Consider the following 14,183-nt stretch of genomic DNA (forward strand, 5'->3'; position numbering starts at 1 on the left):
CGGGTCGGTATGATCGGGCTCTACTCCCCCGGCCATTCTCTGGTGCACCGTGCACCGATGCTGCTCAAGCTCGTGCTGCTCTCCTTCGCCGTGCTCGGAGTCGGGCTGCTGGGCGAGCTGTGGCAGCTGAGCCTGTGCCTGTTCGCCGTCGCGGCCCTGTTCCTGGTGGCACGCATTCCCCTCGGCGCGGCCTGGAAGCAGATCGGACCGATCCTCTGGATCCTGGTCGTCGCCGTGCCGCTCCAGGCCCTGTTCGCCGGCTGGGCCACGGCCGGCCTTATGGCGGGCCGGCTTCTGATCGCCGTGGCACTGGCAGCCCTGTTCACGCTGACCACGACGGTCACAGCCGTGCTCGAGGGATCCCAGAAGCTGCTCCGACCGCTACGGCGCTGGGTTGACGCCGACCGTGTGGGCCTGCTCCTCGCCCTCACCCTGCGGTGCATCCCGCTCGTCGCCGAAATCGTCACCGAGGTGATCGAGGCGCGCCGGGCGCGTGGCACCCAGGGCTCCCTGCTCGCCCTCGCGGTTCCGGTGGTCGTGCGCTCCCTGTATGCGGCGGATGCGATCGGCGAGGCACTGGCCGCCCGCGGCCTCGACGACTGAGACTCCCCACGGGCTAGGTTGGTGAGAGGCGGCAGGTACGGCCGCATCGACCACGAATGTGATGAGCGAAGTGCGATGACTGTCAACCCGAGTCCCAACCCGGCCACGCTGACTCCGGCGCGACGGGCCGGGCGATTGCGACGCATCATCCGCGCCGGAGGCTGGTGCAGCCTGACTGCGTTCGCGCTCGTCGTGATCGTTTTCCTGGCTTGGGCCAACACGGTGCGTCTGGCCGACCGGGCGGCCGCCGACCAGGTTTTAGCCAACCCGAACGTGAGCGTCACCGACACTGCGACGGCGGTCATCCTCGCTCCCGTCGACGGCGCCCGCGACGCTGCCGGCACCGGTCTGGTCTTCATTCCCGGCGCCCGCGTCGACCCCTACGCCTACCTCTACAAGCTGAGCGGAACGGTCGAACGCACCGGGGCCACGGTCGTCATCGCCAAACCGGTGCTCAACCTCGCCATCCTTGACCAGCGGCCGCTGTCCACCTTCACCTCCACCGCGCCCGAGGTATCCACCTGGTTCGTGGGTGGCCATTCCGTTGGCGGCGTGCGCGCCTGAATGCTGGCCGACGACGCTGAGGTGGCCGGGCTGGTGCTGTTCGGCAGCTACTGCGCGGCCACACCAGGGCGCTCCGACCTGAGAGTGCTCAGCCTCAGTGGCGGCGTCGACGGGCTGAGCACGCCGGAGAAGATCGCAGAGACCGCGGCCCTACTTCCGGATGACACCCATTTCGTCGAACTCATGGGCGCCAACCACGCCCGGTTCGGCGATTACGGGGTGGAGAACGGCGACGGCGTGGCCACCACGTCAACGGATGTCGTGGCCGCCGAAATCACGCGCGAACTCACTGCGTTCCTCACGAAGCACACCTCGTAGTCGACAGCCTCGCCCGGCCTGCGGTGGCGCGGCACACTGAACCGGTCAACACCTGGAACCCGATCAGTGGAAGACGGCTCGGGCATTCTGGCCGACTTCGATTCAAACTTCGACACCACGGCGTTCTCCAGCGCCACAGAGTCCATCGCCGAGACCGTCGCCGTCGAATTCGGCGAGGTCACGAGGGCCACGGCCCGGGCCGGCTTGATCGCATCCGCTCTGTGTCGGTGAATGCTTCGGAGGCGGCTACGGTGACGGTGGATGTCCCGGTGAATGTCACTCCCACCGTCGAGACGCAGCAAAGCCCAGGTCAAGGTGACCTGGGCTTTGCGTGCTGCTGTTCGTGCGGCGTGCGGTGTTACCTGCTGGTCAGCGAGTCCACATACTCCTGGTTCTCGGAGATCCACTTTGCCACGATCGGCTCGTAGTCCTGACCGTCGTAGTCGACGAACATGGCCTTCTCGAGCGTGTACAACTTGTCGAGGTCCATTTCGAAGCCCTTGATCCACTCGGTGGCCTGCGGGAAGTCCTCGGCAAAGTCAGCCTTCGCGTAGCTATGCAGCGCCTCGGTGTTGTCGAGGGTGCCCTCGGGGTCTTCGAGGGTTTTGATCGGCAGCGACCCGTACGCCCAGTGCGGCTCCCACAGGGTAACGACGATGTTCTCGCCGGCCTTTGTGGCGGCGGTCAGCTCGGTGAGCATGGCGGCGGTCGAGGAGGTCAGGTACTCCATGTCCTTGAGGCCGTAGGTGGGGATGACACGGTCGGTGGTGGCCAGCGTCAATCCGGCGCCGGGCTCAATGCCCACGATGGTGTTGTTGAACTTGTCCGCGTTGGCGGCGAGGTCGGCGAGGGAGTCGATCGGGGCATCCTCGTTGACCGCGATGGTCAGACGGGATTCCTCGTTCCACGCACCGAGGTCGACGATGTCATCGCCATACTCCTTCACGTAGGCGGCGTGGGTTTCCGGCATCCAGACATCCATGTTGAGGTCGTAGTCGCCGCTGGAGAGGCCCGAGTAGACGGGGGCGACGTCGGCGTATTCCAGCTCGGCGTTGTAGCCCTTCTCATCGAGGATGGCCTTCCACAGTTCGGAGACCGCGACGCCCTCGTCCCAGCCGTTGAACACGGCGATGGTGATGTCCTTCTGGTCCTTGTTTCCGTCGCCGACGACGGCGGCCTCGGCGGAAGCGCAGCCACTGAGAGCGAGAAGTCCGACGGCTCCGAGGGCGACGAGGGACAGTGATCGGTTCTTCATGTTGTTCCTTTCGTGTCACCCTCGCGGGCGACCGGGATGTAGCAGAGAATCAGGTGAATCGGCAGGTCAATGCAGGTGCCTGGCTCAGGCGGCCAATGCCTGCTGGGCGCGGCGCTTGCGCGCCGTCATGATGCGGCCGAGCGGAGTGTCGCCGGTGCCAAGGGCCGCCGTGAGACGGTCCAGGAAGATGGCGAGAATCACCACGGCCAGGCCGGCTTCGAAGCCGAGCGACACGTCGATTCGGTTCAGGCTGGCGACCACCTGCGCGCCGAGCCCACCGGCGCCGACCATCCCCGCGATGACAACCATCGACAGCGAGAGCATGATGACCTGATTGATGCCGGCCATGATGGTGGGCATCGCCAGCGGCAGCTGGATCTGGCGCAGGATGCGCCACGGCGAGGCGCCGAAGGCTGCGCCGGCCTCGACGACTTCCCTGTCGACGCCGCGGATACCCAGCTCGGTCAGACGCACACCGGGCGCCATGGCGAAGATGATCGTGGCCACGATGCCGGGTACGACGCCCACGCGGAACAGAATCAGCGCGGGAATCAGGTAGACGAAGGCCGGCATGGTCTGCATGAAGTCGAGGACCGGACGGATGACACCCGATGCCACCGACGACTTCGCCGCCAGGATGCCGAGCGGCACGCTGAATGCGATCGCGAGCAGACTGGCGACGAGCACGAGCGCGAGAGTGTCCATCGCGTTCTCCCACTGGTCGACGCCCACGATGACGAGCAGTCCCACGATCGAGCCGACCATGAACTTCCAGCCGCGGGTGGCGAGTGCCAACCCCGCCGCAAGCAGCACGATCACCCAGAAGGGCGGCGAGACCAAGAGCAGGTCGACGAACTCGTATGCGCCGTCGAAGACCACCTTGATGAAGCCGAAGAAAAAGCCGAAGGTCTCGGTGACGTAATCGATGAACCCTTCGACGAGTGTGCCCAGGGGAAGTCGGAAGTCGTTCACAGGTCGGCTCCTTCCAGAGCTGTATCGCGGAGGGTTTCGGTGATCACGCTGACGGAGATCGTCGCCGGGGGCTCGATCACGGGCAAGTCGCCCGTGTTCGTGCTCACGTTGCCGAGCGCGGCCAGCAGGGTCACCCGCGGGATGACGCCGAGCAGACGGTTCCTCTCATCGACCACGGCGATGGCCAGGTCGCTGCCGACCGACGGTTCCACCAGGTCGACCAGAGGCGTGTCCGGGCTGACGGAGATGGCATCCGTGCGCACGATGGTGCGGAGGTCGGCGTCGCCGGCCTTGACCTGCCCCAGCACATCGCGGTCACGCACCACACCCGCAAAGGTGCGGTCGCGGTTCAACACAAAGGTGGCCGAGGTCTGCAAGTCCCGCATGGTGCGCAGAGCCGCGCGCGGCCCGCCGGTGATCGTGACCACGGAGCGCACGGGTTCCATCACACTGGCCGCAGTCAGCACGCGGGCGCGGTCGACATCCTGCACGAACTGGGCGACGTAGTCGTTGGCCGGGTCGGTCAGGATTTCCTCGGGTGTGCCGATCTGCACGATCCGCCCGTCGCGCATGACGGCGATGCGGTCGCCGAGGAACATGGCCTCGTTGAGGTCGTGGGTGATGAAGATGATGGTCTTGCCGAGCTCTGCCTGCAATTCGATCAGCTGTTCCTGCATTTCGCGCCGGATCAGCGGGTCGAGGGCCGAGAAGGCCTCGTCCATCAGGAGCACGTCGGTGTCGGCGGCGAGGGCGCGGCCGAGGCCGACGCGCTGCTGCATTCCGCCGGACAGCTCCGCGGGCAGGCTCTCGGCCCAGCCGTCGAGTCCGACCAGACGGATGACGGTGCGCGCCTTGGCCAGTCGCTCCTCGCGGCCCATGCCCTGCACCTCCAGGCCGTAGGCGACGTTGTCGATCACAGTGCGGTGCGGCAGCAGGGCGAAGTGCTGGAAGACCATGGATATGTTCGTGCGGCGCACCTCACGCAGCGCGGCGGCGGAAATGCCGGTGATCGACTGGCCCGCCACCGTCACGGTGCCGGACGTGGCGTCCAGCAGCCCGTTGAGCATGCGGATCAGGGTGGACTTGCCCGAACCGGACAGTCCCATCACGACGAAGATCTCGCCGCGGCGCACCTCGAAGGATGCGTCGATCACGGCGGCAGTGCCCAGCCCGGACACTTCGTCGCGGGTTGCCCCAGCGTTCAGTTTCTTGACCACTTCGTGCGGACGACGCCCGAACGCTTTGTACAGTCGATCTGCCTTCACGGCAATGGTTTCGGTCACGGATTCTCCCCGTGCACGCCGGGCGGGGGCCGAATCACGGCCGACGGAACGGATGCACGCTGTGTCGGACGGGTAGGCCGTGACCGGCCTAGACGCCGTTTGGCGTGGGCTGGGGCGATCATGGGGATCGCATCCGTCAGGGCCTCACCATACGAGGCGGCCGGTCCCGATAGGGTCGTCGGCTGCACGTTCGCGTCCTGGTGAAGGGTCGTAAGACCAGCCTCAACGGTAACACAAGGGGCTTTTGCGTCGAAGAGTCTTCGATCTCAACGATTTCGGTGACCCTGAACGCACCCTCCCCGCGCAGTCGCGGCGCAGAGGTCAAGACAGTCGCGGCGCAGGTTGCGGAAGCGGGCGCACGGTAGAACGTGCGCCCGATTCCGCAACCTGCGCCGCGGGCATCCGGGGCGGGAGGGCGGGGCGGGAGGGCGAGGCGGGAGGGCGAGGCGGGCCGCGACCGACGCCCCGGCCCGGCCCGGCTCAGACCCGGCTCAGACCGTGAGCGCCGCCGTCTGGGCGGTCTTCTCCGTGCTGGCCGACGTCTCGTCAGCACTGGGAGTGTGGTGGTGGGCGATCATCGTAGTCTCGTCGAACGGCTCGTGACGGTCGAGTACGCGGTCCACCTGAGAACGGTCGATCTCCTTGGTCCAGGTTCCGATCAGCACGGTGGCGACGGCGTTGCCGGTGAAGTTCGTGAGCGCGCGGGCCTCGGACATGAACCGATCAATGCCCACGATGAAGCCGACCCCGTCGAGCAGCTGCGGGGCGTGGGCCTGCAGTCCGGCCGCCAGGGTCGCGATACCGGCACCGGACACTCCTGCGGCACCCTTGGAGGCGATGATCATGAAGGCGAGGAGCCCGATCTGCTCCCCGAGGGCGAGCGGCTGGCCCATGGCCGTGGCGATGAACAGCGACGCCATGGTCAAGTAGATCGCGGTGCCGTCGAGATTGAAGGAGTAGCCGGTGGGAACCGTGACACCGACGACGGGCTTGGAGACGCCGAGGTGTTCCATCTTGGCGATCAGTCGTGGCAGCGCCGCTTCAGAGGACGAGGTCGAGAAAATCAGCAGGTATTCGCGGCCGAGGTAGCGCATCAACTTGAAGATGTTGACGCCGGTGACGATCTTGAGCAGCCCGCCGAGGATGACGACAATGAAAAGCACGCAGGTCAGGTAGAAGGCGCCCATCAGCGTGAACAGGCTGATCACGGCTTGGAAGCCGGTGGCACCGACAACGGCGGCAATGGCACCGAAGGCGCCGATCGGGGCAAGCCACATGACCATGATCAGGATGCGGAAGACCAGGGCCTGAACGTGCGCGATGCCGTCCAGGATCGGCTTGCCGGCCGACCCCATCTTCTGCAGGGCGAAGCCGGAGATCAGGGCCACGAGCAGAGTCTGCAGGATGTTGCCCGCGGTCAGCGACGAGAACAGGGTGGAGGGGATGATGCCGAGGAAGAAGTTCGACTCCGCGGCTTCCGGCGGCACGAACGTGGTGGCGTTGAGGTCCAGGCCCGCGCCCGGCTTGATCAGGTTGCCCACAAAAAGTCCGATCGCGAGGGCGAAGGTGGACATGACCAGGAAGTAGCCGAGTGCCAGTCCGCCGATCTTGCCGACCGTGGCTGCCCTCGCGATGGATCCGATGCCGAGGACGATCGTGCAGAAAATGATCGGCGAGATCATCATCTTGATCAACGCGATGAAGATGTCGCCCAGCGGTTTGAGCGAGACGGCGAAGCCGTCCTTGCCGCCGAAGAGCAGACCAACGACGACGCCGAGGATCACGGCGACGATGACCGCCATGTACAGGTAGTGGGACTTGTCGAGCTTTTTCGCGGGCTGGTCAGCGCGATCGCGCGTCAGTGATGCCATAAAAGACTCCTTTGTCTAGTAACTAGGCTGGGGTGGGGCGCTGGTGCGCCCGGGCCATCCGTGGTGCGTTTCACACTGGTCGACCCGGGCACCCACGTCACTGTTGCGGTCATATTGGTCACGGCTGAACCGCATCAAGCAAGCGTGCACGTGAGAGAAGGATGCGATGGGGCGAGGCTGGAGCATCGCTCGTCGCCTGTTTGTGGCGAACGCCCTGTTGATCCTCGCGATGACCGTGTTCGTGGGCACCGCCGCCTTCGTCGACGCCCGGAACCGCGGTTTCGTGGCCGCAGAGGAACGGATGCTGTCGGTCGCCACCGCCATCGCCGACAACCCGCTCGTGCAGGAGGCCAGCCGCGCAGCCAAACCGAGTGCCGTGCTGCAACCCTACGCTCAGGCCGTCACCGCGGATGCCGCCCTCGACTTCATCACGATCATGTCGCCCGACCGCACCCGCTGGACCCACCCGACCGAGTCGGAGATCGGGCGCCGCTACATCGGAGCCATCGCGCCGGCCCTGGCCGGGGAGGCGTTCACCGAGGTGACCACGGGAACTCTAGGGCCGTCTGTCCGTGCCGTCGTGCCGGTCACCGACGACGACGGCACGGTGCTCGCGCTGGTCGCCGCGGGCGTGAAAACGAGCAACCTCTCCATCGCTCTGAGCGCGCGCCTACCGGCCGTGCTCGCCGTGGCACTGGTGCTGTTGGCTGCGGGCACGGTCGCATCCTGGCTCCTCGGTCGTTATCTGAGCCGGGTCACACTCGGTTGGGGACCCGAGCAGCTCGCCCAGCTCTTCGTGTATTACGACTCCGTGCTGCACTCCGTGCGGGAGGGCCTCGTGCTGGTCGGCCTCACCGGAAGGGTCGTGCTCTACAACGATCAGGCCGCCCGCATGCTCGGCCTGCCGCCGCGACCCGCGGGCGAGGAACGGGCATCCGCCGCCGCCCCGCGGCGCCTCGATCTGTTGAACCTTACGCCTGCCCTCGGCGAGCTGTTGCAGAGCGGCCGTCCTGCCGTGGACGAGATCCACGTCACGGACGAACGTGTGCTCGTGGTCAGCCAGAAGCCTGCGCTGTCGCCGGGCAACGAACGCGGCAAGCCCGCGCCGATGGGCTGGGTCGCCACGATCCGCGACCACACCGACCTGCAATCGATGGACACCGAGCTCCGCTATATGCGCACCCTCTCGGATGCCCTCCGCGCCCAGACCCACGAGCACGCCAACCGCCTGCACACCCTCGTGTCCCTGATGGAGCTCGGCCGCGGCGCCGAGGCCCTTGACTTCGCCACCAAAGACCTGGAGCTCAGCCAGCAGCTCACCGACGACATGATCGACTCGGTCGACGAACCCGTGCTCAGCGCCCTACTGATGGGCAAGTTCGCCCAGGCCAGCGAACTGGGCGTGCTGCTCACGGTCGAGGCAGCGGGCACGCTCGCCGAGTCCGGGCTATCGGCGCAGGACTTGGTCACGGTCGTCGGCAACCTAGTCGACAACGCGCTGGATGCGGCCGCCGGCGGTGAAGCCCCCCGCCGGGTTCAGCTCTCGGTGACCTCCACCGGCACCGCGGTGGCGATCGAGGTGGCCGACTCGGGGCCCGGTGTGGAGCCCGAAGCCGTGACCGACATCCTCCGCCATGGGTACAGCACCAAGGAACCCGGCACATTCGGCCGCGGCCTCGGCCTGGCGCTGGTGCGACAGACCGTGAACCGGCTCGGCGGAATCCTGAGCATCGGGTGTCGCGATGGGGCGGTGTTCACGGTCACCCTCCCCTGGCAGCCGGTGCAGTCTCCCGCAGCGGGCGAAACCGGCCTTGCGACGGCGGCGGGCGCATCGCATGACTGACCGGGACATCCGTGTGCTCGTCGTCGAAGACGAGGCCATCGCCGCCGAGGCACATGCGGCCTATCTCGGTCGCCTCACCGGTTTCCTGCACGCGGGCACGGCCAAAGACGGCCACTCCGCCCTGCGCGCCCTTGCCTCCCCCACGGCGGTCGGCACGCCCATCGACCTCGTGCTGATGGATATGACCCTGCCCGATCTGCACGGTCTTGATGTGAGCCGTCGGATGCGCGCGGCCGGCCTGACCACGGACATCATCGCCATCACAGCGGTGCGCGAACTGCATATCGTGCGCGGTGCCGTGGCGGCAGGCATCGTGCAGTACCTGATCAAGCCGTTCACGTATGCGACGTTCGCGCAGAAGCTGATGCAGTACCGGGTGTTCCGGCAGCAGCTGGGGAGCCAGACCGCGGTGACCAGCCAGACCGATGTGGACCACGCCTTCGCGAGTCTGCGCATGCCCACCGAGTTGCCCCGGCCGAAGGGGTTGTCGGAGGGCACCCTCGGCGCAGTGATCGAGTTCCTCAAGCTGCAGTCCGCACCGGTCTCCTCAAGCGAAGTCATGGAACAACTGGGCATTTCCAGGGTGACTGCCCGGCGCTACCTGGAACACCTGGCCGACACCGGTTCGCTGCACCGGTCCCCGCGCTACGGCACGCCCGGGCGGCCCGAGAACGAATACGCCTGGAAGCGGCTGTAGCAGCAGCACGGCGTTCCACGGCAGGTGCGGTCAGCGCCCCGCGCGCCCCGCGAGTCCACGCACGTACCCGGCCTGGCCGGCGTGCTGCAGATCGTCGGTGAGCACGCTGACCAGGCGCACCGCGAGGGTGACCGGCGGGGTCCAGCGGGTATCGACGACCCGGGAGAAATCTGCCGTGGTGAGTGTGGGCAGCCAGGCGATGGTGCGGGAGTGCACGGCGTCGTAGTAGCCGGCCAGAACGGATGCGTCGGCGCACACCTGCCCGACTCCCTCGGCGGTTTGGCCGTAGCCGGTGGCCGCTCGGTCGAATGGAAGTGCGAATCTGTCGGCCCAGCCAGCGCTGCGCCAGAGTTGGTCCTCGTTCTCGATCTCGAACAGGTGGTCGTCCTGCACCCCGGTCAAGTGCCAGATCAGCCACGCGATGCTGTTCGTCTCCGGGTCGGGCCCGAAGGTCAGTACATCCTCACCGGTATCCGCAAGCACGACATGCACGATGCTGCGGATGCGTCCACAGGCCTCGGCGATCAGGCAGCTCTACAGCATCCGTACTCCTCACGTCAGTTGCTACGTCTGTTGCGGGTTCTCGATGTACCGCCGACATCGGGACAGCGTAGCCCCGGCCCGGCGTCGAGCGGCTCAGAGAAACGCCTCGAGGTTCACCACACCCAACGCAGCCAGGGACCGCGCGAGCATCTCTTCGATACGTTCGGGCAGGTCCTCTCGTTCGGTGAGCCGGTTGGAGACCTCTTGCACTCCGCTGAAGTAGGCCACGAGGTGCCACGCCTCGCGGTCGTGGTCGAGGCCGCCTGGGACCTCCCCCGCCACCTCGGCCTCGCGCAGGAGCATCCCGATACGGGTGATCCAGCCAACGTATGGCGTCGGCAGGGTTGCCTCGATCAGGTGATATTCCCGGACGAGCCGCACCGAGGCCCGCACGCGCACGTCGTCGCGGAAAGCGCCGGCGACACCGCGGATCGAGGCGACGATGGCCTCGATCCCATGAGCCGGACGTGCATCGCCGAGCACGTTGGCGAATGGCGCCTTGGAGAAGGAGGCGTGCACCAGCGCGAGCGCCAGATCAGACTTCGCTTTGAAATGGTACTGGACCAGCCCCTTGCCGGTGCCCGATTTCTCGGCAACCAGCCCGATCGACGTACCGGCATAGCCACGGTCGGCGAACTCGATCGCTGCGGCGGTCAGGATGCGTTCGCGCATCTCGGTCGGACGAGCATCGCTTGTCGCCACCAGCACCTCCGAGAATCGTCATCGTGCAAGAATCAGGCCCGGAAGATCCTGCCGGACACGGCCACCAGCGATGCAAGACCAGCGTAGCGACCGAGCCGCCACCCTTCCACCGTCGCATGCTGTACGATCGTACAAGTCTCCGGTTGAGATTCAGTTCTCGACTGACCGGGGGGATTCAGGGGGCCCGGGGACCAATGCGACCCCAGCCGGATTCGCGTCCGGCTGGGATCGCTCTCTCGCCGTCGGCCGCGAAGTCAAGACGGCACACGCACCCTTTCACCCGGCCGCCGGATCAAAGCGTGGCCCGCTTGCTGGGCAGTGCGATCAGGGTGTGGTCCGGGTCGACCTCGATCGGTGGCCGCAGCCAGTATTCCGCGCCGGTGCGGGTGATGGTCCAGTGTTGGTTGTGCAGCAGCAGGTGGTGGGGGTGGCAGAGCAGTACCCCGTCGGCGAGGTCGGTTTAGCCGTTGTCCTTCAGCCATTCGTTGATGTGGTGCGCTTCGCTCCAGGCGGGTGATCTGTCGCAGTCCACCCAGCGGCATCCGCCGTCCCGCACGCCCATCGCGGCGCGCTGGGCCTCGGTGAAGAGGCGTTCGTCACGGCCGAGGTTGATGATCTGTCCGGCGTCGTCGAATTGGATGCCGCGGGTTCCGGTGTCGCAGAGCAGCCGGTCGATGGCTTCCTGCGAGATCGGGACGGGGTTGCCTTCGATCTGCCCGTGCGCGGCCGGTCCAGTGGGAACCGGGGCATCAGCCTTCAGGGACTTCTCGGTCACGATCACCCGCACCGAAGGGCGGCGGCCACCGAACACCCGGCCCTGATCGGCCTCCCCGGCGATCTTCAGCAGCTGAACGAGGGCGTCGGCGGCGATCTGGTCGGTGCTGCGGGGGTCGTCCTGCATCTTTTTCGCCCAGGCGGCCTTGTCCATATCGACGAAGCGCACGCCGCCGCGACGGGGTGCGGTGATCGAGTCGAACGTTGAGAGCACGAACTCACCGTCTTCGGGGGCGAAGAGCCCGTTCAGGCGCACGTTGCCATTGTTCAGCAGGTACACCTTCAGGAACCGGTCGTCGTGGGCCTGCTTCTCCCGGGCCGCGATGCCGGCCTCATCGAGGCGATCACGCAGACGCCGCGCACGCTTGAAGACCTCGTCCGCGTTGAGGGAAGCGACCTCGGCGAGGAGCGACTCGAGGGCGGCGCTGAGCTTCTCGGCGGTGACCGCGGCGTCGATCTGGCCGAGCCCGGAACGGATCGACTCGGCCGCATCCACGGACAGGGTTCCCGCGGTGACGGCCCGGGCGATCGGGGCCCGCCACGGCACCTTCGCGACGAGTTTGAACGCCTCGTTCTTGGTTGAGCCGGTCGAGTTCTGAATCAGGGCCTCGGGCGAAAGAAAACCTTGCTGCGCGGCCAGACCCGAATGCCCAGCTCGGGCTGCGACCGGCGGGCGATGGTCGCGGCCATCCAAGCCGAACGGGTATCGAGCAGGCGACGGGCGGCCGCGATCTGCCTCTGCCCGGCCAGCACCTCCGTGTCGGCGAGGGCCTCGTAGTCGGCGCAGGACTCACCTAGGCGAGCGACGACATTCGTCGCCTGTCTGAGGTCGTCTGCGCTGTTCGTCAGGCTTCGAGACCAGCAAAGTTAGTGCGCGTAGTCGAGAGTCTCTCATTTGTTTATGGAGTAGTTATCGAACGCGTGTTCTCTATCTTCGAGAACTCCTCGCTCTCACCCGGTGGCTACCCCTCCAGCGACCGGACCAGTCGGACCGGCACTCCTCCATGGGCGGTGTTGGGCTCTACATCTTTGGTCACCACGCTTCCAGCGGCCACGATTGCCCCGTTGCCGATCGTGACACCGGGCAGGATTGTTGCGAAAGCACCAATCCAGGCACCGTCGCCGACATGGATCGGCTGGGTCACCAGCGCCCCGACTCGAAACTCGCTCGGTCCGATCTCATGGGTGCTCGTGACGAAGCGGACGCCCTGGGCCACAGCCGCACGCCCGATCACCACACGCTCATTCCCATCGAAGTAGCGGCCCTCATTCCCGAAGGCGCCGGGTTTCAACACGACCATTCTGGAGCCGACCGTGACGCCCTTCAACACTCTGGAACCCCTGACGTTCATGCCGGCACGAGTGAGCAGCCGAGACCGATGCGCCCCATTGATGATCAGAGGCGAAGCCAGGAGCCAATTCACCATGACGTCGTGCCAGATTCGAACCGCGTGGGACCTATCTTTGGTGGCTCATGCAGCTCTCATGGTTTCCGCCTGACACTCAAGGTTCTTGGGTGACTGGATTCTGGCTTTCGGGTACAAAAAAAGCCAGGCCTCGTTCATCACGGGCCCGGCTTTTCCCAGACTGTGCACCCCCCCGGACTTGAACCGGGAACCCACTGATTAAGAGTCAGTTGCTCTGCCAATTGAGCTAGAGGTGCTAATATTTTCTCTCCGACCCAGGGTGACCCGAACCGACTCTAGATACTAACAGCCGGATTGCCCCCGGCGCCAATCGAGCCGCAAACCGGTGAGTCGCGCCAGAATTACTAGTCTTGGTCTGTGACCCAGACTCAGAATTACTCCCTCGACGACGACCTTCTGCTTGCCATCGAGCTCGCCGATCTGGCCGATGCGATTTCGCGCGACCGATTCACCGCGATGGACCTCGTTGTGACGACCAAACCTGACCGCACCCCGGTGACGGATGCAGACCAGGCCGTTGAGCGCGCCATCCGAACGGCTTTGGCCGAGCACCGTCCGGCCGACGGCATCCTCGGCGAGGAATTCGGCACCGAGGGCACGGGCGTGCGCCAGTGGATCATCGACCCGATCGACGGAACCGCCGGTTTCCTCCGCGGTATCCCGATCTGGGGCACCCTCATCGCCCTCGCGGTTGACGGCATCCCGGTGCTGGGTCTGGTCAGCTCCCCCGCTCTCGGCAAGCGCTGGTGGGCTCGCTCGGGCGGAGGCGCGTGGATGACCGATGAGCGCACTCCGAGTGCCGCGCCTCTGCGCCTGCAGGTATCCGGGGTGGCCGAGCTCGCCGATGCCTCCCTCAGCTACAACAGCATCCAGCAGTGGGACCAGACCGGACACCTCGACGAGCTCATCACGTTGTCCCGCCAGGTCTGGCGCACCCGCGCCTACGGCGACATGTGGTCGTACATGTTGCTCGCGGAGGGCCTCCTCGACATCGTCGCGGAATACGACCTGCAGCCCTACGACATGGCAGCCCTGGCCCCCATCGTGCAGGAGGCCGGTGGCCGGTTCACCTCGGCCGACGGCCAGGCCGGACCGTGGCACGGCAGCGCGCTGGCCACCAACGGCCTGCTGCACGAGCCGACACTTCAGATCCTGGGCACGACCACTCCGACAACGGATGCCGCGGCGCCCCCGGCGCCACCGGCCGGCTAACCGAGTTCCGCCCAATGCCCTCTCCGCTTGCCCGACCGTTGGCTCTCCAGTCTCCTCAACCGCGTGCCCGCACACGTCCTCGCCGAAGTACCCGAGCCCTCCCCCGACCCGTTGCCACA

At 66.4% G+C, this 14,183-nt stretch carries 13 protein-coding genes, 1 tRNA gene and 1 pseudogene; 6 read left to right on the plus strand and 9 right to left on the minus strand.

From position 1 onward, the window contains the following. Positions 1-9: 9 nt before the first annotated feature. From E3O65_RS04595 to E3O65_RS16595, 3 genes and pseudogenes are all read left to right on the plus strand, one after another. Entirely contained in the window at positions 10-603 is a 594-nt protein-coding gene (locus tag E3O65_RS04595; protein WP_134362535.1) for an energy-coupling factor transporter transmembrane component T family protein, read from the plus strand. 75 nt (positions 604-678) lie between these two features. After that, positions 679-1,485, plus strand: a pseudogene (locus E3O65_RS04600) (alpha/beta hydrolase). A 66-nt stretch (positions 1,486-1,551) separates the two neighbouring features. Next, complete coding sequence (locus E3O65_RS16595) at positions 1,552-1,716, plus strand: hypothetical protein (protein WP_166785650.1); 165 nt, start codon at positions 1,552-1,554, stop codon at positions 1,714-1,716. A 127-nt stretch (positions 1,717-1,843) separates the two neighbouring features. Here the strand turns inward: E3O65_RS16595 and E3O65_RS04605 are convergent, their stop codons facing one another. The 4 genes from E3O65_RS04605 to E3O65_RS04620 all read right to left on the minus strand — a co-directional run bounded on the left by E3O65_RS04605 (position 1,844) and on the right by E3O65_RS04620 (position 6,866). Beyond that, positions 1,844-2,740 (minus strand): glycine betaine ABC transporter substrate-binding protein, encoded by an 897-nt coding sequence (locus E3O65_RS04605; RefSeq protein ID WP_134362536.1) that lies wholly within the window; start codon positions 2,738-2,740, stop codon positions 1,844-1,846. A gap of 84 nt (positions 2,741-2,824) precedes the next feature. Then, the gene (locus E3O65_RS04610) at positions 2,825-3,712 is read right to left on the minus strand and encodes an ABC transporter permease (protein ID WP_134362537.1); all 888 of its coding nucleotides are present in this window, start codon (positions 3,710-3,712) and stop codon (positions 2,825-2,827) included. Continuing rightward, positions 3,709-4,995: a quaternary amine ABC transporter ATP-binding protein gene (locus tag E3O65_RS04615; RefSeq protein ID WP_134362538.1), complete on the minus strand. Its 1,287-nt coding sequence runs from the start codon at positions 4,993-4,995 to the stop codon at positions 3,709-3,711. The genes E3O65_RS04610 and E3O65_RS04615 overlap by 4 nt, the downstream gene beginning before the upstream one ends. Positions 4,996-5,486: 491 nt before the next feature. Then, positions 5,487-6,866, minus strand: a complete 1,380-nt coding sequence (locus E3O65_RS04620) for a cation:dicarboxylate symporter family transporter (protein ID WP_134362539.1) — start codon at positions 6,864-6,866, stop codon at positions 5,487-5,489. Between the two features lie 166 nt (positions 6,867-7,032). Here E3O65_RS04620 and E3O65_RS04625 point away from each other — a divergent pair, with 166 nt between their 5' ends. Together E3O65_RS04625 and E3O65_RS04630 are read left to right on the plus strand one after the other, a co-directional pair. Continuing rightward, entirely contained in the window at positions 7,033-8,709 is a 1,677-nt protein-coding gene (locus tag E3O65_RS04625) for a sensor histidine kinase (protein WP_134362540.1), read from the plus strand. Next, the gene (locus E3O65_RS04630) at positions 8,702-9,406 is read left to right on the plus strand and encodes a response regulator (RefSeq protein ID WP_134362541.1); all 705 of its coding nucleotides are present in this window, start codon (positions 8,702-8,704) and stop codon (positions 9,404-9,406) included. The genes E3O65_RS04625 and E3O65_RS04630 overlap by 8 nt, the downstream gene beginning before the upstream one ends. Before the next feature lie 30 nt (positions 9,407-9,436). On the opposite strand, the gene E3O65_RS04635 is transcribed toward E3O65_RS04630, so the two are convergent. The 5 genes from E3O65_RS04635 to E3O65_RS04655 all read right to left on the minus strand — a co-directional run bounded on the left by E3O65_RS04635 (position 9,437) and on the right by E3O65_RS04655 (position 13,088). Then, positions 9,437-9,934: a mycothiol transferase gene (locus E3O65_RS04635; RefSeq protein WP_198411664.1), complete on the minus strand. Its 498-nt coding sequence runs from the start codon at positions 9,932-9,934 to the stop codon at positions 9,437-9,439. 108 nt (positions 9,935-10,042) lie between these two features. Beyond that, positions 10,043-10,651, minus strand: coding sequence for a TetR/AcrR family transcriptional regulator (locus tag E3O65_RS04640; protein ID WP_134362542.1), 609 nt, complete (start codon positions 10,649-10,651; stop codon positions 10,043-10,045). Positions 10,652-11,111: 460 nt separating this feature from the next. Beyond that, positions 11,112-12,119, minus strand: a complete 1,008-nt coding sequence (locus E3O65_RS04645; RefSeq protein WP_166785651.1) for a DUF222 domain-containing protein — start codon at positions 12,117-12,119, stop codon at positions 11,112-11,114. A gap of 268 nt (positions 12,120-12,387) precedes the next feature. Next, on the minus strand, positions 12,388-12,852 hold the full coding sequence (locus E3O65_RS04650; RefSeq protein WP_134362544.1) for an acyltransferase: 465 nt from the start codon (positions 12,850-12,852) through the stop codon (positions 12,388-12,390). Between the two features lie 163 nt (positions 12,853-13,015). Next, a tRNA-Lys gene (locus tag E3O65_RS04655) sits at positions 13,016-13,088 on the minus strand. A 121-nt stretch (positions 13,089-13,209) separates the two neighbouring features. Here E3O65_RS04655 and E3O65_RS04660 point away from each other — a divergent pair. Continuing rightward, complete coding sequence (locus E3O65_RS04660) at positions 13,210-14,064, plus strand: inositol monophosphatase family protein (RefSeq protein ID WP_134362545.1); 855 nt, start codon at positions 13,210-13,212, stop codon at positions 14,062-14,064. Positions 14,065-14,183: the final 119 nt, after the last annotated feature.

Origin of the sequence: Cryobacterium breve, assembly GCF_004402375.1 — a bacterium.
GTDB lineage: Bacteria > Actinomycetota > Actinomycetes > Actinomycetales > Microbacteriaceae > Cryobacterium > Cryobacterium breve.

What these genes read in the sequence shown, in the direction of transcription:
- E3O65_RS04625 (WP_134362540.1), top strand. Translation starts at nt 7,033, where the DNA reads ATGGGGCGAGGCTGGAGCATCGCTCGTCGCCTGTTTGTGGCGAACGCC.
- E3O65_RS04650 (WP_134362544.1), bottom strand. Translation starts at nt 12,852, where the DNA reads ATGGTGAATTGGCTCCTGGCTTCGCCTCTGATCATCAATGGGGCGCAT.
- E3O65_RS04605 (WP_134362536.1), bottom strand. Translation starts at nt 2,740, where the DNA reads ATGAAGAACCGATCACTGTCCCTCGTCGCCCTCGGAGCCGTCGGACTT.
- E3O65_RS04595 (WP_134362535.1), top strand. Translation starts at nt 10, where the DNA reads ATGATCGGGCTCTACTCCCCCGGCCATTCTCTGGTGCACCGTGCACCG.
- E3O65_RS04620 (WP_134362539.1), bottom strand. Translation starts at nt 6,866, where the DNA reads ATGGCATCACTGACGCGCGATCGCGCTGACCAGCCCGCGAAAAAGCTC.
- E3O65_RS04630 (WP_134362541.1), top strand. Translation starts at nt 8,702, where the DNA reads ATGACTGACCGGGACATCCGTGTGCTCGTCGTCGAAGACGAGGCCATC.